This is a genomic window from Mucilaginibacter sp. (assembly GCF_028288185.1).
GTDB lineage: Bacteria > Bacteroidota > Bacteroidia > Sphingobacteriales > Sphingobacteriaceae > Mucilaginibacter.
In genome coordinates this window covers 1-23,644 of the sequence record NZ_JAQBOF010000010.1, presented here as the reverse complement: position 1 = coordinate 23,644, position 23,644 = coordinate 1, and the positions used below count along the sequence as shown (strand labels likewise).

The 23,644-nt window shown below is 40.8% G+C and carries 16 protein-coding genes; 9 read left to right on the top strand and 7 right to left on the bottom strand.

Translation table 11 applies throughout. The features are described from left to right. Positions 1 to 53 precede the first annotated feature (53 nt). Both JWQ34_RS04430 and JWQ34_RS04425 read right to left on the bottom strand, forming a co-directional pair. Positions 54 to 1,598 carry a RagB/SusD family nutrient uptake outer membrane protein gene (locus JWQ34_RS04430; RefSeq protein ID WP_299354472.1) on the bottom strand — a complete coding sequence of 515 codons (1,545 nt, stop codon included), beginning with the start codon at positions 1,596 to 1,598 and terminating at the stop codon, positions 54 to 56. A gap of 14 nt (positions 1,599 to 1,612) precedes the next feature. Further along, a complete protein-coding gene (locus tag JWQ34_RS04425; RefSeq protein ID WP_299354469.1) occupies positions 1,613 to 4,771 on the bottom strand; it encodes a TonB-dependent receptor in 3,159 nt (1,052 codons plus the stop codon). Positions 4,772 to 5,318: 547 nt separating this feature from the next. Here JWQ34_RS04425 and JWQ34_RS04420 point away from each other — a divergent pair. Continuing rightward, the gene (locus JWQ34_RS04420) at positions 5,319 to 7,274 is read left to right on the top strand and encodes a 7TM diverse intracellular signaling domain-containing protein (RefSeq protein ID WP_299354467.1); all 1,956 of its coding nucleotides are present in this window, start codon (positions 5,319 to 5,321) and stop codon (positions 7,272 to 7,274) included. A 1-nt stretch (position 7,275) separates the two neighbouring features. Here JWQ34_RS04420 and JWQ34_RS04415 read toward each other — a convergent pair whose 3' ends face one another. Genes JWQ34_RS04415 through JWQ34_RS04405 form a run of 3 tightly spaced genes read right to left on the bottom strand, consistent with a single transcriptional unit; the run spans position 7,276 to position 11,658 of the window. After that, the gene (locus JWQ34_RS04415) at positions 7,276 to 8,466 is read right to left on the bottom strand and encodes an alginate lyase family protein (RefSeq protein WP_299354463.1); all 1,191 of its coding nucleotides are present in this window, start codon (positions 8,464 to 8,466) and stop codon (positions 7,276 to 7,278) included. A 7-nt stretch (positions 8,467 to 8,473) separates the two neighbouring features. Then, positions 8,474 to 10,216: a cellulase family glycosylhydrolase gene (locus tag JWQ34_RS04410; RefSeq protein ID WP_299354460.1), complete on the bottom strand. Its 1,743-nt coding sequence runs from the start codon at positions 10,214 to 10,216 to the stop codon at positions 8,474 to 8,476. 11 nt (positions 10,217 to 10,227) lie between these two features. After that, on the bottom strand, positions 10,228 to 11,658 hold the full coding sequence (locus JWQ34_RS04405) for a glycoside hydrolase family 30 protein (protein ID WP_299354458.1): 1,431 nt from the start codon (positions 11,656 to 11,658) through the stop codon (positions 10,228 to 10,230). A gap of 408 nt (positions 11,659 to 12,066) precedes the next feature. Here JWQ34_RS04405 and JWQ34_RS04400 point away from each other — a divergent pair, with 408 nt between their 5' ends. The 7 genes from JWQ34_RS04400 to JWQ34_RS04370 all read left to right on the top strand — a co-directional run bounded on the left by JWQ34_RS04400 (position 12,067) and on the right by JWQ34_RS04370 (position 19,719). Further along, a complete protein-coding gene (locus tag JWQ34_RS04400) occupies positions 12,067 to 12,450 on the top strand; it encodes a hypothetical protein (protein ID WP_299354455.1) in 384 nt (127 codons plus the stop codon). A 121-nt stretch (positions 12,451 to 12,571) separates the two neighbouring features. Next, entirely contained in the window at positions 12,572 to 12,820 is a 249-nt protein-coding gene (locus JWQ34_RS04395) for a heavy metal-binding domain-containing protein (RefSeq protein ID WP_299354452.1), read from the top strand. Positions 12,821 to 12,870: 50 nt separating this feature from the next. Beyond that, a complete protein-coding gene (locus JWQ34_RS04390; RefSeq protein ID WP_299354449.1) occupies positions 12,871 to 14,145 on the top strand; it encodes an efflux RND transporter permease subunit in 1,275 nt (424 codons plus the stop codon). Continuing rightward, positions 14,142 to 16,034: an efflux RND transporter permease subunit gene (locus JWQ34_RS04385; RefSeq protein ID WP_299354446.1), complete on the top strand. Its 1,893-nt coding sequence runs from the start codon at positions 14,142 to 14,144 to the stop codon at positions 16,032 to 16,034. Before JWQ34_RS04390 ends, JWQ34_RS04385 begins: the two co-directional genes overlap by 4 nt. Beyond that, positions 16,034 to 17,257 carry a TolC family protein gene (locus JWQ34_RS04380; protein ID WP_299354443.1) on the top strand — a complete coding sequence of 408 codons (1,224 nt, stop codon included), beginning with the start codon at positions 16,034 to 16,036 and terminating at the stop codon, positions 17,255 to 17,257. Before JWQ34_RS04385 ends, JWQ34_RS04380 begins: the two co-directional genes overlap by 1 nt. Continuing rightward, positions 17,232 to 18,500: an HlyD family efflux transporter periplasmic adaptor subunit gene (locus tag JWQ34_RS04375; RefSeq protein WP_299354440.1), complete on the top strand. Its 1,269-nt coding sequence runs from the start codon at positions 17,232 to 17,234 to the stop codon at positions 18,498 to 18,500. Before JWQ34_RS04380 ends, JWQ34_RS04375 begins: the two co-directional genes overlap by 26 nt. Beyond that, positions 18,493 to 19,719 (top strand): efflux RND transporter periplasmic adaptor subunit, encoded by a 1,227-nt coding sequence (locus tag JWQ34_RS04370; protein WP_299354437.1) that lies wholly within the window; start codon positions 18,493 to 18,495, stop codon positions 19,717 to 19,719. Before JWQ34_RS04375 ends, JWQ34_RS04370 begins: the two co-directional genes overlap by 8 nt. Before the next feature lie 170 nt (positions 19,720 to 19,889). On the opposite strand, the gene JWQ34_RS04365 is transcribed toward JWQ34_RS04370, so the two are convergent. Beyond that, positions 19,890 to 20,339: an SRPBCC domain-containing protein gene (locus JWQ34_RS04365; RefSeq protein WP_299354434.1), complete on the bottom strand. Its 450-nt coding sequence runs from the start codon at positions 20,337 to 20,339 to the stop codon at positions 19,890 to 19,892. A 62-nt stretch (positions 20,340 to 20,401) separates the two neighbouring features. After that, on the bottom strand, positions 20,402 to 21,232 hold the full coding sequence (locus JWQ34_RS04360) for a helix-turn-helix domain-containing protein (RefSeq protein WP_367278592.1): 831 nt from the start codon (positions 21,230 to 21,232) through the stop codon (positions 20,402 to 20,404). Positions 21,233 to 21,812: 580 nt separating this feature from the next. Here JWQ34_RS04360 and JWQ34_RS04355 point away from each other — a divergent pair. Then, complete coding sequence (locus JWQ34_RS04355) at positions 21,813 to 23,060, top strand: sialidase family protein (protein ID WP_299354429.1); 1,248 nt, start codon at positions 21,813 to 21,815, stop codon at positions 23,058 to 23,060. Positions 23,061 to 23,644 lie beyond the last annotated feature (584 nt).

Below are 23,644 nucleotides of genomic sequence, written 5' to 3'. Positions count from 1 at the left end.
CGGCCGGGCGGCCGCCTTCTGATGAGTAATAATAAACCAATTTAGTTTACCAATTAAAGGGAACCACCCCATTCCTTACTTTGCTGAAGCTTAGTATTGTTTAACTCGCTTTGTGGGATAGGGAAAATTTCATTTTTACCCGTAACAAATCCTTTTGATGTTAAAACAGTACCTGCATCGCCCCAACGAACAAGATCTAACCAGCGTTGTCCTTCGCCGGCAAGCTCTAAACGTCTTTCTTTTTTAATATTATCTAACGTAACCGCTATTGGTCCTAATCCTATGCGTGCTCTAACTGCGTTTAGTAAAACATATCCGCGGCTTCCGGCACCCACACCCGCGCCACTGGCTAATTGTGCCTCTGCTTCTAACAGGTACATGTCGGCTAAACGTATTTCATACATATCAACCGGGAAGTTTAACTCTAACTGGCCGGTTGAAGCCTTTGTAGATGTACGGCCAGCAAATTTTTCTATGAAGTGGCCTGTATTTTGGTAGGCATGTAAGTAAGTAATGATGCCATTGGCTTCCAAACTATCGCAATTGGCAACAGTAGCAGCATTACGTGGATCGTAATGTACCAAATTCCAAAAATCATCTGTGAAGGGCTGACCACTCCATCCTGAAACATAATCAGGTGCTGTTGATTTTAATGGGGTGTAGTTACGCGGTCCAACCAAAATACATTCTAAGTTTCCTTCAGTACCTCCTACACTGTTCCATGATCCGTTTGAAGTTGAATTAAATACAATTTCAAAAATTGACTCGGAATTGAATTTGTTGTTTATCTTCCAAAGGTCACCAAAATTTGGAATTAGTTTATAGCCATACGCACTTGCTGATACACCGGGTGCAGAACCGTTTACTAAAGCAAGTTCTGAAAGTGCGTTGGTGTAATCTTTTTGCCACATGTAAACACGGGCTAATAAAGCATGGTCAACCCCTAATGTAACGCGGCCGCCTTCGCTTGTAGCCGGAGCTGTAGTAGGTAAACTAGCCTGCGCATCTTTAAGATCCTGAATAATTTGCTTGTAAACAGTAGCAGGAGGAACTTGGGTAATGGTATAAATTGCAGATGGATCAATTGGTTCTAACGTTAATGGTATGTTTTTAAAAAAACGCACCAGATCAAAATAAAAATATGCCCTTAACAACTTAGCTTCGGCTATATATCTTGCTTTTAAGGTGGCATCCATTGGGGTATTGACAACGTGTTTTAGAAACACATTTGCACGATATACCCCTGTGAAACCTTTATTCCACAAGTAACTTACGGCTCCACTCTGAGCCGATGGCGTATAAGAGTATTTAGCTACAGATTGCAAATCACCAATATCGGATGAGTTAGCGCCGCCTGCAAAATGGTCGTCAGATGCAACGTTCATAATATCTGTTTTAGTTAAATATCCACTCGACTGGTTTCCCACCATATCATAAACTGTGGTTAGACTGGAAAATGCCTGAGGCTGAGTAGTGTAATAAGCAGATTCCAGGATTCGTTCTTCAGGATTTACTGCAAGATACTTCTTGCATGACACCATTAATTGCACTCCTGCACACAGGACTAGAATTAATTTAATTTTGTTTGTCGTTTTCATTTTATTTAAGTTTTTTAAAATCCAAGATTTAGCCCAAGCATAAATGTACGTGCCTGAGGGTAATTGCCTTTATCAATACCTAATACGCCACCGCCGCCTGCTCCGCCATTTCCAACTTCAGGATCATAACCGGTATATTTTGTAAGCGTAAATAAGTTTAATGCACTGGCATATACACGCAGCTTGTTTATACCAATTTTTTGGGTTACAGTTTTTGGTAACGTGTAGCCAAGTTGCATTGTTTTTAACCTAAAGTAATTTCCGCTTTGTAAATAGATCTTACTGAATTTAGTATAGTTACCATTCGGATCATCGTCAGCTAAACGTGGGTTAGTTGTAGATGGATTTGAAGGGGTCCATCTATCTAAAATCGTTGTTTGATAGTTGGCATTGGTAACATCTAAACGGCGTAATCCCTGGAATAGAGAATTGCCGCCTACACCATTTCCAAATGCAATAAAGTCAAAACTTTTGTAAGCCACGTTAATAGTTAACCCATAAGTAACTTTAGGGATTGGATTGCCTATTACAGTGCGGTCGTTTCCATCAATTACGTTATCGTCGTTTAGGTTAGCATATTTAATATCACCTGGTTTTGCATTAGGTTGTAATTTAGTTCCGCCCGGGCCGACATAACTATCAACCTCGGCTTGGCTTTGGAATATACCTAACATTTGGTATCCGTAAAATGCATTGTATGAGTTGCCAACGATTGAACGTGAAATATTACCCATTGTCTGGAAACTGGCAGCTAAGTTTTCTGTGAATAAAATTCCGGGGGATATAAAAAGAATTTTATTTTGTAAGAACGATACGTTGCCATTAGCCCCGAACGACCAATTGCCAATTCTGTTATGATAACCCAACTCAATATCAATACCGCGGTTTTGCGAAGTACCGTAATTAGCAGCAGGGTTACCAAAATAACCAAGGTAGCCCGGCACTGCGGGTGATTGTAATACACCCACTGTTTTCTTGGTAAACAAATCAATGTTTAAGTTAAAGTTATTGAATAATATCGCATCAAAACCAATATCTGTAGATTGGGTTTGCTCCCATTTTAAATCTGCATTTTGTGGGGCATTAGGACTAAAACCTACAACACTTGAATTGCCTGTACCGAAGGTATAATTCCGTCCGCCACCTACTGTTGCGTTAAAAGCAAAATCACCTATACCCGCATCATTACCGGTTACACCGTAACCGCCTTTAAATTTTAAGAAATTAACTACTTCATTCTTAGGCCAGAACTTCTCTAACGAAGGCACCCATCCTAAAGAGAACGATGGGAACACGCCAAATTGATTATTAGAACCAAATCTTGAAGAACCATCGCGGCGGATAGTACCTGTTGCCAGATATTTTTCGTCATAATCATAATTTAAACGCGCAAATAGTGATGTGATTCTATGTTCGGTACCATCACTGCCATTACCCGTTATATCACCGGCAACTGGTTTATAGTTCAAATTACCTTGATCAAAGTTTGTTGCTATCACGTTTGCGAATGAAACGTTAACGTTCTTAGTATCATTATCCATATATATACCTTGACCCACCAATACAGATATATTGTGTCTATCAATAGTTCGCTGGTAAATTGCTGTGTTTTCAAAGTTATAAGCCAGGCCGGTAGTCATTGAACGTGCAAACGTTTGTTTACTACCTATGCTGGATGAAGTGAAATAATACAATGGGGTGTAATTTTCGCTACCGTAGAAAGCTAATTTTGTACCTAAACTCGACCTAAACTTTAGTCCCCTAACTGGGCTTATCTCTACAAAAGCGTTACCTACTATGTTATGCTCCCAATTGTAATTACCCAATTTGGTTTGAATGTATGCCAATGGATTAGATATTTCCTGGCCAACATATGGCGAAATACCAAACACATTTCCATTAGCGTCATGGCCCACGTTTATATTGGTGTATGGAGATGCGGCAAGTATAGCAGGGTCTGTTTGATATGCGGGTGTTATAGGGTCAAGATTGACAGCATCACTAAGTGTGCCGCCAAATTCTGTATTGTAATTACCTCCATTAGATTGTGTCTTTGCAAAATCATAACCTAAATTCTCTCCTACCGTTAGCCACTTAGCCAAATTATAAGTGGAGTTTAAACGCACATTAATGCGTTTATAGGCTGAAATAGGTTTCGCTACAATACCTTTTTGATCTAAATAGCCAAATGAGGTGAAAAAAGTCGATTTATCGCCGCCGCCGCTTATACTAACCTGATGATTTTGTATAGGGGCTGATGAGAATACCAATGACTGCCAATCTGTACTGTTAGTTAATGCCGCCACGTTAGGAAAAGGCAAGGCTGGTTTAGTAGCAGCGGCCTGGTATGAAACAGTATTCATAAAAGACTCATTTCTGATAGTTGCATACTGCGTGGCATTTAACAAATCAAGTCTCTTAGCTGTGCTTTGCGTACCAAAGTAACCATTGTAATCTACTTGCAGATGGCCTGCTTTACCTTTCTTAGTTGTGATTAAAATTACACCGTTAGCTGCACGTGTACCATAAATTGCTTGCGATGCAGCATCTTTTAAAACTTCGATAGATTCAATATCGGCCTCATTAAGATAACCTATGCCACCGTTGTCTACTATTACACCATCAATAACCCATAAAGGGTCATTATTGGCACTTCCTGAGAACGAAGTATATCCACGTATACGCACTGTTGATGAAGCTCCTGGTAAACCAGATGCAGCCGAAACGTTTATACCAGATGCACGGCCCTGTAAAGCTTGCTCGACACGGTTGATAGGCATATTTTCCAAATCTTTAGCACTAACACTTGAGATCGACCCGGTAACCAAACTTTTCTTTTGCGTACCATAACCCACCACCACTACTTCATTAAGATCGTTCTCTCTAACCGTTAAGGTTACATTTAATAAATTACTGCTACCTACTTGTACGGTTTGTGCAGCAAAGCCTATATACGAGAATATTAAGGTAGCATTTGGTGGTATATTGATACTGTAATTACCATTTGCGTCAGTTGTTGTTACACTTTGCATATTTTGCACTTTAACCGTTACACCCGGTAATGCCTCGCCTTTGCTGTCGCTAACTTTACCTTTTACAGTGGTATTCTGTGCTAATGCAATATTAATACATGTAAAAAGCATTAAAATAAATAAAGGAAATTTTCTTGTCATAATTAAGTTTTTTAATTGTTAAGATTTACTTTTTGGCTATCCGACAGACTAAAAAATTCGGCGAAAAAAATAATAGGCGTGTCAGCCATAAGCAGTTTGTGTGTACATTTTTATTAACGGTATTAATTGGTTACTTAACCGGCAACATAGGAGATGCCGTGTTGTTTTGTTAGGTCAAATTTATATAAAGTAATATTAAAAAAACAATAAAATATTACATAAATGCCTGATAATTAAAATATTACAAAATATTTAATACGGTTTATGCACTAATGGAAAAAATATATTTCAAGTATGTTTATGTGTTTTTACGTAATTATCGGCAGGCTTGTTAATACGTTTCAGTCGACATGAAAAAAAATGTTTTTGCTATAATTTTTTGTCCCATAAATGTTACAATTGGCCATTTTCCCCTTATTTTATTTTCTATTGACAGGCTATTTGATAGATTTATTGTAGATTTACGTCAGGCTTTTTTAAGAATTCTATTTTCTTAAAACGATAGCTCGCTTATAAACCAATTAGCTGATCATTTTTTACGTATTAAATGCAAAGAGGATTTGTTTTTGCCCTTCTTTTAAGTGTTTTTGCTGCGCCTGTATTTTCACAGAAGCCGGTAGAACTGGATAATACACACAAGCAATACATATTTTCTGCCAACGAGTTTCAATACCTTGAGGATAGATCGAACAAGCTAACAATAAATGATATTAGGGCCGACAGCATCTACCATCGGTTTAAAATAAACAGCGATTTTTATCCAACAAATCACAACCTGAATGCTACTTATTGGTATAAGATTAAAGTAAAATTTACCCAACCATTAGATCTTAACAGTTCGATATTTGAATTTTATGATCAAACTACAGATCATATCACAGTATACCAACCAGATACAAATGGCCGCTATGTTCAAACAACCGAAGGGGCTGCAATGGCCTTTGGCAACAGGTTGTTCCGGCATAAAAACTTTGAGTTCCCGATATATAACAGGGATAAAGGTGAGCGCGTTTATTATATAAAAATACAATCGCAGAACCAGGTAAACGTAATAGTTGTTTACCGCAAAATAAGCCATTTTATATATTATGCGCTTACAGAATACCTAACCTATGGTATTTTCTATGGCATGATCCTGATATTTGGTTTCCATAACCTATTGATGTTTATAGCAGTTAAGAAACGGTCGTACTTATTTTATGTGCTGTATATTTTAAGTGTGGGACTTTATGAAATGTGTACAGATGGTATTGCATTTCAATATATATGGCCCAATGCCCCCAACTGGAATGAATATGCTTATGGCACCGCTCTATATTTGGTAAGTTTATTTGCCTTGTTATTTACCCGCGATCTTTTACGTGTGCGCAGCCTAAATAATAAGCTATACCGCCTTATTAATTATACCATATTATTCAGGACGCTATACTTTATTTTTTGCCTTTTTGCCCACCGGTATTTCATATATAAATTCATAGAGTTTATACCGCTATCGCTGGCGTTTATGACTGGTATAATTATCAGGAACAGCGGCTTTAAACCTGCAAGGTTTTTTGTATTAGGTTATACCTTCCTGTTTCTTGGCTTTATATGCAAGGCTATTAGTGTACTTGGGTTTTTCCAGGGGGTATCGGGCGTAATAGGTTTTTATAGTTTAGGGTTTAGCTTCATTTTAGAAATGACCTTCCTATCATTCGCTATTGGCGACCAGGTGCGTTTATTCAGGCGCGAAAAGGAAGCGGCTATGGACGCTACCATAAAGCAAATGGCCATTAATAGTAGCTTGAAAGATACTTTAAATCAGGAACTTGAAATTAAGGTGGAAGAGAGAACACAGGAAGCAATTAATAAATCAAAGCAAATATTTGAACAGGCGCAATTTATTGAGCAGCAGAACAAGGAGTTATTATATATAAATGAGCAACTGGAAAAACAGGCTGCAGAAATATCCATGATGAATGTATTGCTTGAACAAGACAATACAGAACTTAAGCATAATATTGAAAAGGTTAATGATGCAAGAGCACTTTCGACCGAACTGTCGTTTGAGGAATTTAGCGCTAAATATCCCGATCAGGAGAGCTGCAATAAATTTTTAGCTCATTTAAAGTGGGATAACGGGTTTTCTTGTATAAAATGTGCCAATGTAAATTATCACGCTGGCCGTGCGCCATACAGCCGCCGGTGTACTAAGTGTAATTACGAGGAATCGGTGCTGTTTAATACTATTTTCCAGAATAACCGGATCCCCATAAATAAAGCTTTTTATATTGTGTACTTGATGTACACAACTAAGGGTGCCATCTCATCCTACCAACTATCAGAAAAAATTGGCATAAGGCAAAGCACCTGCTGGCAGTATGCTATCCGCATAAAAAAGGTGATGGATGATCATAAGAAAGATGTGCGAAAAAATGATAACAAAGGTTGGAGCAAGCTGGTTATGGATCATCATCCCACCCATAAAGAGGTGCATAAACTACAGGCGCCGCATCATAATTAAATTACAACCAAATAAGCGGGTTGCGAATTGGCAGGTTCCTGATAACTTCTTCCACTTGCGGGTCATGATCTAATTTAGCCCATGTCTTGAACCAATTATCCTGCTTGTAAGCATTTGCCCCAAATAGTAAAAAAGGTTGGGCAACCGGCCAGTTTTCCCAATACATTACATCGGGTTTTAGTTGCCACTTACTTTTATCGGCAATATATGGATATAGGTATGCAATGCCTTTTTTAAGAGATTTGCCGTCGGGCGTTTCATAACTCCATAGATCATCCGTTTGTGTTGACAGGATCTGGCACAGCATTGTCATAGCGTCTAAATTAAAGATAGAATAACCATAAGGCTTGGTACGCGCCAATTCTAATGGAAAACTACCATCAACAGCCATCTGATTAGGCAGCAATATTGTCTTATAACGTATCCGTAAAGAGTCCAGCATAACCTTATCCTCACAAAGTTTGGCAAACGCAGCTACCTGCATGGCCCAGCAGGTAGCATGATTATTTTTAACATCCCTTTCCTGCATACCGGGTTTGCTAGTGTTTAACCAATTGATATACCCGGCAAACCATTTTTTAATATTTATTGCTGATTGTTTGTCAAATGATCTTGCGGCCTCCATAACCAATATACCCTGGGCTACCTCCATTAAATGGATAGAATCAATAATACCGTAATTACGCCCCGTAAACTTACCTTTAACGGCCTGTGCATAAAGCAAATTAGGGTTCATCATGGTTTCGGGGTTTACAAACCATGCGTTTAAGTGTATTAGTGCTTGCTTCACATACTTTTCATCGCCCGTTATTTTATAAGCCGATGCAAGCGCGCCTATGATCTTACTTAGCTTAACCATTGCTTTTCTGTGCTCCAAAAAATTATCCGGGTTGGTTAATCCATCCCGATTAATGTACGGCCCATCAGGATTTGCGGGGTCGGGCCAGAAATAATCTGCTTCCGAAAAAAAATCATGCAAACCACCCGCGCTACGTGGCGAATGGCTTGCTGTTATAGTAATCGGTTGTTGTTGTAAGGCCCATGCCGCATTGGCTAATATTTGTTTTTTAAGCAGTGCCGCAGCTTCTTTTTTTATGTCTATAGCTTCAGTTTCTTTTTGCTTTTGTGCTGAGAAGCCTGTTTGAAAAACATATATGATCACAACTAAAATGCTACAGCAAATTCTTTTCATAACAACATCAATTTTTTATAAACTGTATAGATTTAAAATTAAAGCCACCTTCATCCGCCGCCACCTTAATTTTATTTAAGCCTTTATTTAAAGCTACGTTTTTAATGTCGACCGTATACCACCCTTTGGTATAATTAGTTAACCAAACTGGCGGTAGCAATTTATCTCCCAAAGCTAAAGATATCTTTCCTTTACCGGTATCGGTTAATACTAATAGTTTAACCGTATAGGTACCTTTTTGTGCAACCTTTGTGGTGTATTGCAGCCACTCACCATCCTCGATATTAAAAACATGATAGCCATTGTCATCCGCCTCTATATCAACACCATCATTACGATAAGCGTGGCCGCGATTGCCAATTGTTTTTACTCCTGGTGTGTACTGGTAGCTGGCTGTGTCCTTATCAAAATAAGCAATGCGCTGGCTGCCCATATCATAATCAACGGCGTTAATGGTAGTATTGGCACCGATTGTATTCTTTTTAAAGGGGACTGCTGTTGCTAAACGCACCTGCCTGAACATAGCATCGATAACATCTTTATGGTAGCTATTATTTTCGAGCTTTATATTTTCTAAAAGTTCGTCTAACGTTGCTATGGCCTCAGTTTGCGATGGTTTTGTCCCCCGGCCGCTCCAGTAGTCCACCAGTTTTTTATAAGCCGGTGTAAATTTTATTTCAAGAGGGTTGTTTATTCCCATTTTTTTAAGTTGCCACCAGCACCAACCTATGTCGTTGCTCTCTACCAGTTTTATGGCTTCTGTAAACCAGGTGTTTGAGTTTTCGCCCGATTCGCCCAGCCACAAGGGCACGTTGTTTTGCCGACCCAGTGTTAAGAAATTTTGAATTGCTTCTGTAGTATTGAAATTTCCATATTTATGAAAACTCACTGCAATATTATCATCCCACACCGGGAAGATACCGTGGTAATTGTTGCCGAAACCATTACCCTCAATAATTATTAGATGGTTTTTATCAACCTCGCGAATGGCTTTGGTAATATCTACCATCAAAGCGCGTAGCGGTTCGTTTTTACTTTCGGCTGTGCCCCGCTTATCTTCGGCATTTTCAAAACCCCAGTTGGGTTCGTTAATAACATCATAACCGCCAATGGCAGTTTCGTTGGCGTATCGCGCAGCCAGCTTCCGCCATAAAGCGATCATCTTTTCTTGGCTTGCTTTACTCTCCCATAACGAAGGTTTATCCGGGTAACGGTCTGATATAGGAAGGTCATTACCCTGGCCGCCGGGTGTTGCATGCAAGTCGAGTATTAAATAAATATGGGCGGCTTTGCACCATTTTACTAAACTGTCGGTCATTGTAAAACCTTTTTCAACCCAGGTATTTTGCCCTTCAACGGGTTCTTTATCAACCGGCAAAGTATATAACTGGTAATGCATAGGTAGCCTTATCGAATTAAATCCCCACGCAGCCATCGAGTCGATATCTATTTTACGGGTATGGTTATTTAACCATTTATCGTAAAACTTTGCTGTATAATCAGGTCCCGCCACTTCTTCAATGCGCTGCCTGATGTTATGCTGCTGCCCCAGGTTGGCTAACCTAAACATATAGCCTTCCTGGAGCATCCACCCACCCAGGCCCATACCCCGCAGGATAACTTTATTACCTTTCCCATCAACAATTAACCTTCCTTTGGCCTTTAAAAAGCCTTGGCTATGTGTGGCTGTCGAAAGTAGTAATGTGCATAGCGCAGTGCCACAGCACCTTAAAAATTGGTTATGTTTCATTATTGGTCAGGTTAATTGATAACTAAGGTTTCGATAGAATGGGCAGGGCTATTTGTTGTAGTACCTTTCCCTTTAATCCATAACGTGTATGGTATTTCATTATCGGTACTGTTCATCACCACTACGGCAATTTTACCATCGGGGTTAAGGTAAGCTGTGGTTAATAATTTATCTCGGCTGGCGGCGCTTACAATGCGTTTGGCGCCCGGCTTAATAAATTTAGAGAAATGGCCTATATAATAATACTCGTTAGTGTATATCAGGCTGCCATTGCGGGTATCAGCATGTACGGGCGCGAAGCAAAAGTTGCCAACATGGTTGGGCCCACCCTTCTCATCCAACAATACGTTCCAATCTGTCCATGCAACGGTGCCAGCGTTAAAATCATTGATCATTGATGTGCCGTACTTCTCGCCGAGCGCCCAGTCATCCAATCGGTTAAAATCAAATTTCTCTATACAGCCTTCGGTAAACACCAGGTGTTTAGAAGGAAAAGCCTCTGCCACACGGCGCGTATTTTCAAACGCCATACCTGCTCCGGTCCAGGTTTCATACCAGTGAAAGCCTATGCCCCAAACATATTTTGCCGCGGCCGGATCTTCCAACATCGTGCTGGCACGCTGGTAAAGCAAATCGCGGTTGTGATCCCAAACGATCAGTTTTTTATTACCCAAGCCTTGCTTTTGAAGTGTGGGCCCTAAATAGTTCTTTACAAAATCACGTTCCTCTTCGGCGGTATATATACATGACTCCCATCTTTGTTTGGCCATGGGCTCGTTTTGTACAGTAAGGCCCCATATTTTTATGCCTTCCTGCTCATAAGCCTTAATAAACTTAACATAAAAGTTGGCCCAGCTTTGGTCAAACTCGGGTTTTAGCTTACCGCCGTTTATCACATTGTTATTATCCTTCATCCAGGCTGGCGGGCTCCAGGGGCTAACAAACATATCCAATTTGCCGCCCGCGGCTTTGTAAGCCTCTTTTATAAAAGGAATACGATATTTTTTATCATGGCTGATATTGAATGTTTTTAATAGCGGATCGTTGTCGGCCACGTAGCTATAGGTATCGCTCGAAAAATCACAACTTTGGATATTAGTGCGGGCAAACGTATAGCCAATGCCCTTGTCTTTGCTGTAATAGGCCGTAAGCAATTCTTTTTGTTTAGCTGCCGGCAGCTTATAAAAGGTTTCGGCAGCTGCATCGGTAAGGGCGCCGCCAATACCTACCATGGTTTGAAACGTTTTACCCGGATCAACAAACACGGCCAGCTCTGTTTCAACCGGCTGCGGTTTTTTGGTTAATGCTATGGGTCCGGATGATGCAAAATGCGCAGCCGCTCCCTTAGCGGTGGTATATATCGTTACTGTGCTTAATGGCTTTTGTGCCGCAGCGTATAACGAACTGCAAACGACAAGTGATGAAATAATAGTTCTTTTCATAAATTGATAGCGATAAAATAGGCTTGTAAAATTTAATTGATGGTGGTAAATGTAAAATAGATTAGCTTAAATGCAAAAATATATTTTTCGCAAAATGCTGCATATCAACTAATTACAAATAGCTTAATACGGTTTAATAACGATGAGTTTAAAGCCCGGCAGGTTCAATATCCCGTCAGTTCTAATACGCTTAATGATAATTGAAAATGTTGAGAAAAGCACCGGGACAATCGCGGCGCAGCTACCGCCCCAGTTAGTAGCCAATGAACAGCGCCACCAGGATAATCACAAAAAAGATATATGTGTCAGGTCTGTGACCAGTATCATTCTATTTCTAATTTTTATTTAGCACCTTTGTTTGATTGTTGTGTTGTAAGGTTTTTAGAATTAATTAAGTATCTTAGATAAATGAAACGCTCCGCGCTTATCTTATTAACGGCCATTTATTTGTTATCCTGCGTGGGTATCGGGGTAAACCGTTTTTACTGCTGCGGTAAGCTAGCATCTACCACCTTATTTTATGGTGCTGATGATAACGCCAACAAACAGGCCGGTAAAGACAATAATTGCTGCAAGAATGAACGGCAAAGCTTTAAGGTGAAAGATACGCATGTCAGCAGCTATTCATTTACTTTTAGCGAGTTATCACCTGTCATCCTACCTACCTTGGCCGTTTGGGATGCTATTATCCCTGTTAAAGAACATGCTTTAATTGTCGGTTATCAAAGCAATGCCCCACCGGGCAATCTGGCTATACCAATTTACACCCTTAACTGTACTTACAGGATCTGACCTGCATTTTCCTGTAGCCGTACTTTCTGTACCCGGCTATACCTCCCTCGTAATTCATCTTAATTCATAATCACGTATAGGTTTTGCCTATGCTATTTTATTCATTTTTAATTTTAATCTCATGAAAAAATTAATGCTGATGGCTGTTACCATCCTTTTTTCTGTCGCAACCGTTTTTGCTGCCAATAGTACCCACCCGTTATCGGATACCATAAAAAACAAAAATGTTAAACCTGCTAAAGTGCGATATACCTGCACCATGCATCCGGAAGTGATTAGCGACAAACCCGGCAAGTGCCCGAAATGTGGGATGACGCTGGTTAAAAAAGTTGATGCCAAAAAGAAACCGGTAGCAAAAATGAAAATGTAATTCATTTCGGCTCTCAGCCAAATAGCTGAGAGCCGATTAAAGCAATTAAGATGATTAATCAACTTATTAGCCTGTCTTTAAAAAACAGGTATATCGTACTGCTTATTGCTATCGCCCTGTTTACATGGGGCGCTTATTCGGTGAGAGAGAATCCCATTGATGCCATACCCGACCTGTCTGATAACCAGGTGATCGTATTTACCGAATGGCAGGGCCGCAGCCCGCAGATCATTGAAGACCAGGTGACTTATCCGTTGGTGAGTAATCTGCAAGGCATCCCAAAAGTAAAAGCAATCCAGGCTACCTCTATGTTCGGGATGAGCTTTGTGTACATTGTTTTTGAAGATAAAGCCGATGTATACTGGGCAAGAAGCCGTGTATTGGAAAGACTGAATTATGCACAGCGACTTTTACCTCAAGGTACAACGCCAACATTAGGACCGGATGGTACAGGTGTAGGTCATATTTTGTGGTACACACTGGATGCCAAAGGCATGGATCTGGGAGAACAACGAGCCCTGCAAGACTGGTATATCAAATTGGGACTACAAACAGTTTCTGGTGTAAGCGAAGTAGCCTCTTTTGGCGGCTTTGAAAAACAATACCAGGTTACTATAGATCCACATAAACTCAACTATTATAACATTTCGTTATCACAAGTGCTCAAATCCATCAAAAGTAACAACAATGATGTGGGCGGGCGTAAGTTTGAAATGAACGGCACCGGTTATATTGTACGCGGACTTGGCTATATCAAAAGCATTACCGATGTAGAAAACATTCCGGTTGGTGTCATCAATACCATACCGGTAAAAATAAAAGATATTGCTGCCGTGCAAATGGGCGGAGACGAACGCCTGGGGATTTTTGACCGGAATGGAAACGGCGAGGCCGTTGGAGGCATTGTAGTGATGCGCTATGGTGAGAATGCCGATAAAGTGATACATGCTGTGAAGGATAAAATGGCGGACATTCAAAAAGGCTTGCCGGCCGGTGTGGGTTTTAACATTGCCTATGACCGTAGTGAACTGATCGAAAGCGCAGTCAATTCGGTTAAGCATACGCTGTTCGAGGAAATGATCACTGTATCCATTATCGTCATCCTGTTCTTGTTTAGCTGGCGTAGCGCATTAAGTATCATTATCCAGATACCGATTACCATAACTGCAAGTTTTATTCTACTCAATGCCTTTGGCATCAGCTCGAATATTATGTCATTAACAGGTATCGCTTTGGCTATCGGGGTTATTGTAGATAACGGTATAGTGATGGTAGAAAATTCACATCGCAATTTATCCATTGCACAAGAAAAGGAAAGATCATGACCACAGCAGAACGAATAAAAATCATAGAGGCATCCTGCAAACAGGTTGGCCGTGGCGTGTTTTTCTCAACACTCATCATTGTCGCTTCATTCCTCCCGGTATTTTTACTGGAGGGACAAGAAGGTAAATTATTTGGGCCATTAGCCTGGACAAAGTCTTTTATTTTAGCTATTGATGCTATCCTGGCGGTAACACTTGCGCCTGTACTCATTTCCTTTTTCCTTAGGGGAAAGTTGAGACCAGATAACCACAATCCACTGAACCGGAGATTGGAAAAAATTTATCACCCTTTATTAAACTGGTGTATGACCTGGCGTAAAACCACTATCGGTATTAACCTTCTTGCCTTGTTGATAAGTATACCGTTGCTACTTAGCCTGGGCACTGAATTTATGCCGCCGCTTGATGAAGGTACCATCCTGTTTATGCCGGTTACCCAACCTGATGTATCTAACGCCCAGGCCAAACAGTTGTTGCAGATACAGGACAAGATCATTAAAAGTGTGCCCGAAGTAAAAAGCGTTTTAGGAAAAGTGGGACGCGCTAATACCGCCACAGACAACTCACCCATAAGTATGACCGAAACCATTATACTGTTAAAGCCAAAAGACGAATGGCGAAAGGGGCTAAAAAAGGAAGATATCATTAATGAACTTAATGCCAAACTGCAAATACCGGGCGTGGTGAATGGCTGGACACAGCCCATCATTAATCGCATTAATATGTTATCTACGGGTATTCGTACGGACGTGGGATTGAAGGTTTATGGGCAGAACCTGGATACGATCAATAGTTTATCTAATCAAATGAAACAGGCACTGATTGGGACAAACGGTGTTAAGGACCTATATGTTGACCCAATTACAGGAGGCAAATACCTAGACATACAGGTAAACAAAGAGGCCATTGGCCGGTATGGCCTCAGCGTAGACGATGTGAATGAAGTAGTGGAAAGTGCATTGGGCGGGATGAATTTAACAACGACTGTGGAGGGCAGGCAACGATTTAGTGTCAATGCACGCCTGGCGCAAGACTACCGCAGTAACCTGGAGGCGATTAAACGTACTTTAGTACAAACTTCCGGCAACGGTCCGATTCCTTTATCCGCCGTGGCTGATATTAAGATCAGCAATGGCCCTGCCATGATCCAGTCTGAAAACGCGTTGTTAAGAGGAACGGTCTTGTTTAATGTACGTGACCGTGATCTGGGAAGTACGGTTAAGGAAGCGCAGGATAAACTTAATAACCTCGTTAAAACACTCCCAAAAGGCTATTATATAGAATGGAGTGGTCAATATGAAAACCTGATCCGGGCGGAGCATACCTTAAAAATGATTATGCCTGTGGTGTTGATAATCATTTTCGCCTGCCTGTATTTTGCTTTTCATTCTATTCGCGAAGCATTTTTTAGTCTGATAAGTATCCCATTTGCGCTGATAGGCGGTGCTTATATGGTTTACTTTTTTGGTGTGCATTTATCTGTCGCGGTAGCCGTTGGCTTTATCGCCCTGTTTGGGATAGCGGTAGAAACGGGAATTGTAATGGTGATCTATCTGAACGATGCTATGCAGCAACTGGTTGCGCTTAAGGGAAACTCCAAAGAAACGATCACCCGTGCAGACTTGCATGAATATGTAATTAATGGGGCGGTTAAACGACTAAGACCCAAATTGATGACGGTTTGCGTGGCATTATTTGGTTTAGTGCCTATACTATGGTCCACCGGTACAGGCAGTGATGTAATGCTGCCAATTGTATTGCCGATGATCGGCGGGGTATTAACATCCTCCACACATATTTTACTGGTTACCCCATTGATCTTTTTAATGGTGAAGGAATACGAATTAAAGAAATACGGCAAACTGGAAGTATTGGAGGTAAAAGAATAATGAAAAGATATCAGATCATATTAACCGGATTGATGTTTACTGCAAGTTGTGCAAATGCACAGCGCCTACCGTTGGATACTGTTTTAAATAGAGTTGCAGCTAACCCCGCCTTGCAGGCTTTTGACGCTAAAGCGCATGCACAGGAAGCCTACGCATTGGGTGCTAAAAGTTTGGATGCGCCAAAAATTAGCGCGGGCCAGTATCAGGTGCCTTATCAACTAAACCCCAATGGCGGTTCATTTATGTTACAAGCAGAACAAATGTTTACCAACCCCGCCAAGTTAAAGGCAAAGGAAAATTACCTAAAAGGGCAAGCAACAGTGACAGCAACAGATAAGGATTACCTGAAAAATCAGTTGACCAGCCAGGCAAAACAATACTATTATGAGCGCGTGATGCTGGAAAAGAAACTGGCTTTATTACAAAACACACAAGGATTGTTGGATTATATGCTCAAGGATGCGAACATCAGGCTAACCTATGGTAAGGAAAAATTGAGTAATATCTATAAAGCTAAAGCAGACTTGTTTGAACTGGATAATACCCGCGAACAGTTAAACAATGAGATCAATCAAAAGAATATTGCGCTGAATACCCTGATGAACCGGGACAAACAAACCGCTTTTACGGTTGATACGAATTTAATATTAAAAGATTACGCAAGCGCGACAACTGATACTGCCAGCCTGGCCGGGAGTCGTAGTGACATTAAAGGGATAAGCCAAAGTATCTATTTGCAGCAATTGAATGCTCAAATGGAATATAGCAAACGTAAGCCGGATTTTGGCGTGCAGGCCGGGCATATGTTTAGCTACGGGGGCATGGCCAATCAATATATTCTAATGGCATCGGTTACGATACCTATCGTACCCTGGGCTTCTAAAGAATATAAGGCCAATCTGAAAGGCATTCAATATGAAGTGCAGGAACTGCAACAAAAAAGATTGGATATGCTAAACCAGGCCGCAGGCCAGTTGGCAGGTTTAAGAACTGACATGGGCAGCAAGAAAAGACAGATAATCAACTATCAGCAAAACATTATTCCTGCCTTGCAAAATAGTTATAAAACAGCCCTGCAGGCTTATGATCAGAATACGGGCGACCTACCTACTGTATTGAATGGCATTAGGGATCTGCAAATGGCGAGAATGGCGGCTTTAGACCGCTTACAGGAATTATTAACCTTACAGGTGGCTTATGAAAAAGAAAATGAAAGGAATTAAGATATATCTGGTAGCCTTGTTTGGCATCGCCGCGCTCATTAGCGCCTGTTCTAATCCTAAACAGGCGCCTCCAGAGGTAGTTGCCAAAAGTGTTGTACAATATACCTGTCCAATGCATCCGCAAATTTTAGAGGATCATCCGGGTAGCTGTCCTATTTGCGGGATGACACTTGTGAAGAAATCCGGGCAGGCCAGCGAAGGCGCAGGCATTAGTTTAAACACAGTTTTACAGCCTATAAATTCCACTGTATTGTCTAATGTCAATGCCATAATGCCGGAACAAAAGGAAGTATCTCAAACGATATCAGCACAAGGGTATCTGGATTTTGATACGCGTACATTTAATAATATCGCGTCCCGATTTTCTGGCCGTATCGAAAAGTTATACATTAAATACGCTTTCCAGGAAATCCACGCAGGACAGCATATTTTTGATATCTATAGCCCGGAGATTGTTACGGCGCAACAGGACCTGATCTTTATCAGCAAAAATTCATCGCAGGAAACTGCCCTAATCAACGCGGCCAGGCAAAAGCTGTCTTTATTAGGAATGACCGGCTCTCAAATTGACCAGATAATCAAAACGGGGAAGGTTTTTTACAACATACCTGTTTATAGCCCTTATGAAGGCCATGTACACGATGTAGCGCATAGCCAGATGGCTGGAACATCAGAAACTAACCCAAGCACAGATTTTACAAGCAATAGGCCTTTAGCTATTAAAGAAGGTATGTATGTGGAAAAAGGTCAAGCGCTTTTTAATGTAGTTAACCCCCATATGCTTTGGGCCATCATTAAAATTGATCGCTCATCTGGTTCCGCTATCAAATTAAACCAGTTGGTTAAAATTATACTGCCCGATATACCGGGTAGAGTTATACATGGCAAGATAAACTTTATTGAACCGGTTTTACAGGACGGGGATAAAACTACCAGCATCCGGGTTTATCTGGATAATATGAACCATGATCTGAAAGTAAATAGCCTGATAAAAGCCGAAATACAAGCCGGAAAAATCAAAGGTTTATGGATACCGAGATCTGCATTGGTTAATTTGGGGCATACACAGGTTGTTTGGTTAAAAAAAGGTTCGTCTTATCAAACACATCAGGTAAATATAGGGTCAATAAACGGTAATGAAATCCAAATTACCAAAGGGTTAGCCGCAACAGACAGCCTGGCATCTAATGCCCAATATTTAACTGATAGTGAAAGTTTCATTAAAACCCAAGGCCATGAATAAGCAATCTAAAAAATATACCGTTCTTATTTTATTGATAACCGTGCTATTTGTTGCGTGCAAGCAAAAACCGCAGGCATTGGGAGTCAAAAAAACAATAGAAAAAGCCTATTACACCTGTTCCATGCACCCGCAGGTGCATGAGGAGCATCCCGGTAATTGCCCTATCTGTGGCATGAAACTGATCAAAGTAGAACTGACGGGTGATCAAAATATAGCATCGGATAAAATAACGCTAACTGCTACGCAGATTCAGCTTGCCGCCATACAAACGGACACTGTTCGGGAAGAAAATACGGGCGATGAAAAAACACTGACAGGAACAGTAACCGTTGATGACAATAAAACAGGAGAACTAAGCGCTAGAATAGCCGGGCGAATACAGCAATTATTTGTTCGTACAGTTGGAGAAAAAATAAGAATAGGCCAGCCCGTTTTTACCATCTATAGCGATGACTTACAGGAAGCAGAAAAAGAATACCTGCTGGCTAAACAGCAACAAAAAACGCTGCATAATCCGGATGTGGATTACCAGCAACTGATTAGCGCGGCCGAAAACAAGTTACTGTTATGGGGGCTTTCACCTGCACAGGTCAGGAGTTTAGCAGCTTCGGGTAAAGTAGCTGCAGCAACAACCGTTTTAAGCAAGGTTGGCGGAACGGTTAGCGACATAGCCGTACATGAAGGCGATTATGTTACCGAAGGGATGCCTATATTGAAAACCCAGGCCCTAAACAGTTTGTGGGTACAAGCACAGCTTTATGCCAACGAATCGGGAAGTTATAAAGAAAACGACCACCTAAGTGTGGCCTTTCCTGACATTGGCGGACTGGTTATTCAGGGTAAGGTAGGATTTGTTAATCCCGAACTGTCGGATGCTTCTAAGGTGGACCTGATCCGGGTGAGTGTTCCCAATCCACAAGGATTGATACGGCCGGGAATGCTGGCGTATATCTCAATTGCTAAAACTGGCAACCGTTCATTAGCTGTACCTGCTTCGGCTATTTTAACCGATGGCAATGGTAGTAAAGTATGGGTCAAGAATACAGACGGCAGTTTCTCAGCAAAAATGGTCACAACAGGTGCAGGGAATCAGAGCTATAAAACCATTACCTCAGGATTAAGCAAGGGTGATATTGTGGTAACAAATGGTGCTTATCTTCTAAATAGTGAAGCAATATTTAAAAATGGAGGTGAAAATATGGCAGGAATGAAAATGTAGTAATAGTTAATTATTTACCATTAGCCTCATTTAGAAGAGCCACAGTCTTTGCATGTCACTGGGTGCATGATAGTAAATTCATCATTAAGTTTTGTGCTATGCCCTTCGAAATCTTTTAACCAACACCTTGAAACATCATTCACTATATTTTTAAAAACGCCTCGTGAGTGTTAAATCGTCGGCTCACGGAAAACGCCTTTCCCTGTAGTAAAATAAGAAAATAAACTTGTTTTGATCCAATGTGTCCAACCTGGTGCACAGTCCTTGTAACACTCAACTTCCGGTGTAAGCCCTTCATGCGTAAAACTCAGATCTGTTACGTCATTATTCTCAGTGAGATCAAAAATCAATTTAGTGTTAGCCCACTCCTTTTTATCAGAATACCAGGGCATATTGCAATCTGTAACTAACCAAACAACCCTTTTACCGGGAATTAATTCTGCTATTGTAAAGTTAAAGAATGAATCACCACCCATCTTTATTATAAATTGATCATTTTGTTTTTCGGAGCTCCCGCTAAAGGTCACACCCCACCACCCGGGTACATTGCTAATCTTTTTGATCGCCTCGCCCGCGCTGATTTTTGCAGAGATACTGCTTTTAAAATCGTTTTTTGCCATTTTATTTATTTTTTAAACAAAGATCAGTATATGGCAGCTTTAAGTATTGTACAAATCGGAATTCAGCTAGTAAAATTCTTAGTACTAAGTTCGTTCGTGCTGTTTTGAAGATCGGTCGGGGTAGATCCGGTGAACCTTTTAAATGCCCTGATGAAATGGGATTGGTCGTGGTAGTTATAGTAAATTTGTTCCTTTAACTTTTTTAATTCGGTACCAGTTGAATACGCATGATAAAATTGTTTGAATCGAACTATTTCGGAAAGGTTTTTTGGCCCTGTACCCAGATGTTCCGAAAATTTTGAATGAAGCCAACGCGAACTATAACCAGTTTCCTTTTCCAGTTGAGTAACAGTCAGAAGACCATCAGCACCCAATATTCTATTGATACAATAATCATAGATCGGGTCAGCTACCGTTTTCTCCAACTGTTTGATCAGAAAATTTTGTAGGAGCTGCAATTTCAGAGTTACAGAATTTGCCTCGGCAAGTTGGGATCGGAGTTCTTTTGCCTGGTTGCCGATCAAGTCCGCTAGTTCGACGATTTGATTTTTGACCTCAGCGTATGATAAACGAAAAAAACGATACGCGCCGAGTGGGTTGAATTCAATGATTATGGTGCCAGTCTCCGCATCTTCCTCCACATCAAGCATAACTGGCGAATCGATTATGCCTGTTAAGCTTAATCTATTTTCACCTTGAATAAAGACCTTGTTCCCGATGCGGGCCATGATCCCGTTACGGTAGGTAAGCGTTAATTTAAAATTTGCATTTGGCACTATCAGTTTTTTTTCCATAGCGGGAAGACGTCCGCTGCTTTCGAACACACATATTTTCGCAACGTATGGTCTTAGTAAAGGATGTGGTGTGACTGGATTGAATTGGAACGCTGTCATTTGCTTCTTCCCACAAAGTATTACTGCTATTTTAAAGATAAGGCTAAAAAATGAATTTTCTCAATTTTTATTCTGGAACATATTATCCATCAATAGATTTGTAGACTATGATGAACGGCTATCGGCTATACGGACTCTAACTTGTAAATGGCTGATTAGGATATTTCTAAACCATCTAAAAAAGTCAAAAATGGTACAAGGAGTTCGATTGTACTCCCTCACTCTACGCCAAGTAATATTTTAGAACCTAATCCATTGATTTATACTCTAATTAGGCAGTTAATAAGCCTACGGCGCATTCTATAGGAATTATCGCTGCCATAAATTACTCTATTTGTCCTTACCGACTCCTAAAAGCTCGGCCAGCCGCAATTGCCGGCAAATTTAGCATCCCGACCGACCAGTTTCTTGCCCGAATACCGCGCAATAATAAGTATGGCGGTTTCATCTTACTGACATTGAAGAATTTGAAAAAAATAATTTTAATATTAATTTGTCATTATGTAGTACATAACTATATATTTGTTTAAGCAACGCCTTGTTGCACATGCCAAATTATTAACCTTTAAATCCTAAAAAAATGAAAAAAAACTTCTCTGCACGGGTACGTCCCGGGATTTTGTATGCTACTATTGCCTTTTTATGCACTTCATTAATTTTTTTTTCGTGCAAAAAAACGACCCAGAACACGGTAGGCTTGGCTCCTACAGCGGATGCCGGTATAAGCTTCAGCGCTGCTACCCTTACCTATAACTACACCAATCTTTTTAATGGTGGTGATGGGGCTTATCACAGTTATCGCATTCCATCACTCATCCGTACCACTAAAGGTACCATGTTAGCTATTTGCGAGGGAAGGAAAAACAGCTCTGCTGATTATGGCGACATTGACGTGGTATGTCGCCGGCTATTGAGCGGTGCCAGCAGTTGGGAAACCACACAACGCATTGTTGCCGGCGGCACAGCAGGCGATACGGACACCTGGGGCAATCCCACCCTTGTAGTAAACCAGGTAGATGGAAAGATCTGGCTATTCATGTCCTGGAATGACAGGAACCACAGTCAAGGCGGGGCCGGTGGCCTGAGCCCGATTAATGCTTGGGGGCAGCGCCGCGTTTACGCGTGCTATAGTACTGCTACCCAGGATGGTTCTGCCTGGTCTGCGCCGGTAGATATGACCGCCACACTTTTACCAAGCAACTATGCATGGGATGGAATGGGCCCGGGGATAGGAATCCAAAAAACACAGACTCCTAATATTAACCGTATGATCATTCCGGCAATTGGCAGGAATATTTATAGCGATGATAATGGCGTTACCTGGAATTATTCTTTATTACCCGGCGGTGGTAGTAATAGCGAGGCAACTATTGCAGAATTAAAGAACGGTACTTTAATGCGTAATGACCGGCCTACCAACTCTTACTACCGTAAAGTATCAAGCGGGCAAATAGGCAACTGGACTCAAGCCTTTACAGATGATACCAGTTTGCCGGACCCACGTTGCGAAGCCTCAATTTTCAGATATAATATGCCGGCACCAAACCGTATCTTTTTTCTGAACTCCAACAGTCAAACACAGCGCCGGGTTCCTTATATACGTATCACTTATGATGAAGGCGGTACTTGGCCTATCGGCAGAAGTATCCCGCAAAATGGGACCGGCATATTGGGCGGCTATACCAGCCTCAGTAAAACACCTGATCTGATGACCGGCGCATTGATTGAATACAATCAAAATAATACGGCGGGTAATCTGTCTATTCAATACCATAAATTCAATTTGTCCTGGATCTTAAACGGCGCAACCGAGCCAACAGGTTACTAATAAATAATTCCTTAAAAAAGAGGTACTTCAACTGTTCTCTTAGTTGAAGTGCCTCTTTTCACCCTTGTTGGCGTTATTCACTACCCAGTACCCTAGGATCAAATAAGCCACGGTATTATTTTCTATTCGAACACCAGGTTAAATTTATCTGTTGATGGGTCGAATTTATCCGGATAGACAATAACTATAAACACACCCCATTAAGTACAAAGCCGCTCTACTTTCGCAAGGCGGCTTTGTGCTTAATGGGGTTCGTGATTGCTAAAGTTTATTCTGATTTTGTTTTTTATTTTTTTTTAAAACAAACCGTTACTACTCTTGTTTTCTGTTTTCCATACATTTATAAAGAAATTAGTTTAAAAATAGATATACTGCTTTTTCGGCAAATACTGTTTTTAGAGATGGTGTGTACTGAAAGTTTATTACCTAATATATTACTTATTGCAAAAATATTGATCTATGGAACAAGATCTACTTGACCTTAAAATTACCAAGCCGCAGGAGGATGCGGTCCCGGATGATTCGCTTGATGTAAAAGAGTTGCTAAAAGTGCTTTCGTTTGTTAAGAACGGGAAATTAAATGT

What these genes read in the sequence shown, in the direction of transcription:
- JWQ34_RS04430 (WP_299354472.1), bottom strand. Translation starts at nt 1,598, where the DNA reads ATGAAAACGACAAACAAAATTAAATTAATTCTAGTCCTGTGTGCAGGA.
- JWQ34_RS04425 (WP_299354469.1), bottom strand. Translation starts at nt 4,771, where the DNA reads ATGACAAGAAAATTTCCTTTATTTATTTTAATGCTTTTTACATGTATT.
- JWQ34_RS04420 (WP_299354467.1), top strand. Translation starts at nt 5,319, where the DNA reads ATGCAAAGAGGATTTGTTTTTGCCCTTCTTTTAAGTGTTTTTGCTGCG.
- JWQ34_RS04415 (WP_299354463.1), bottom strand. Translation starts at nt 8,466, where the DNA reads ATGAAAAGAATTTGCTGTAGCATTTTAGTTGTGATCATATATGTTTTT.
- JWQ34_RS04410 (WP_299354460.1), bottom strand. Translation starts at nt 10,216, where the DNA reads ATGAAACATAACCAATTTTTAAGGTGCTGTGGCACTGCGCTATGCACA.
- JWQ34_RS04405 (WP_299354458.1), bottom strand. Translation starts at nt 11,658, where the DNA reads ATGAAAAGAACTATTATTTCATCACTTGTCGTTTGCAGTTCGTTATAC.
- JWQ34_RS04400 (WP_299354455.1), top strand. Translation starts at nt 12,067, where the DNA reads ATGAAACGCTCCGCGCTTATCTTATTAACGGCCATTTATTTGTTATCC.
- JWQ34_RS04395 (WP_299354452.1), top strand. Translation starts at nt 12,572, where the DNA reads ATGAAAAAATTAATGCTGATGGCTGTTACCATCCTTTTTTCTGTCGCA.
- JWQ34_RS04390 (WP_299354449.1), top strand. Translation starts at nt 12,871, where the DNA reads ATGATTAATCAACTTATTAGCCTGTCTTTAAAAAACAGGTATATCGTA.
- JWQ34_RS04385 (WP_299354446.1), top strand. Translation starts at nt 14,142, where the DNA reads ATGACCACAGCAGAACGAATAAAAATCATAGAGGCATCCTGCAAACAG.
- JWQ34_RS04380 (WP_299354443.1), top strand. Translation starts at nt 16,034, where the DNA reads ATGAAAAGATATCAGATCATATTAACCGGATTGATGTTTACTGCAAGT.
- JWQ34_RS04375 (WP_299354440.1), top strand. Translation starts at nt 17,232, where the DNA reads ATGAAAAAGAAAATGAAAGGAATTAAGATATATCTGGTAGCCTTGTTT.
- JWQ34_RS04370 (WP_299354437.1), top strand. Translation starts at nt 18,493, where the DNA reads ATGAATAAGCAATCTAAAAAATATACCGTTCTTATTTTATTGATAACC.
- JWQ34_RS04365 (WP_299354434.1), bottom strand. Translation starts at nt 20,339, where the DNA reads ATGGCAAAAAACGATTTTAAAAGCAGTATCTCTGCAAAAATCAGCGCG.
- JWQ34_RS04360 (WP_367278592.1), bottom strand. Translation starts at nt 21,232, where the DNA reads ATGACAGCGTTCCAATTCAATCCAGTCACACCACATCCTTTACTAAGA.
- JWQ34_RS04355 (WP_299354429.1), top strand. Translation starts at nt 21,813, where the DNA reads ATGAAAAAAAACTTCTCTGCACGGGTACGTCCCGGGATTTTGTATGCT.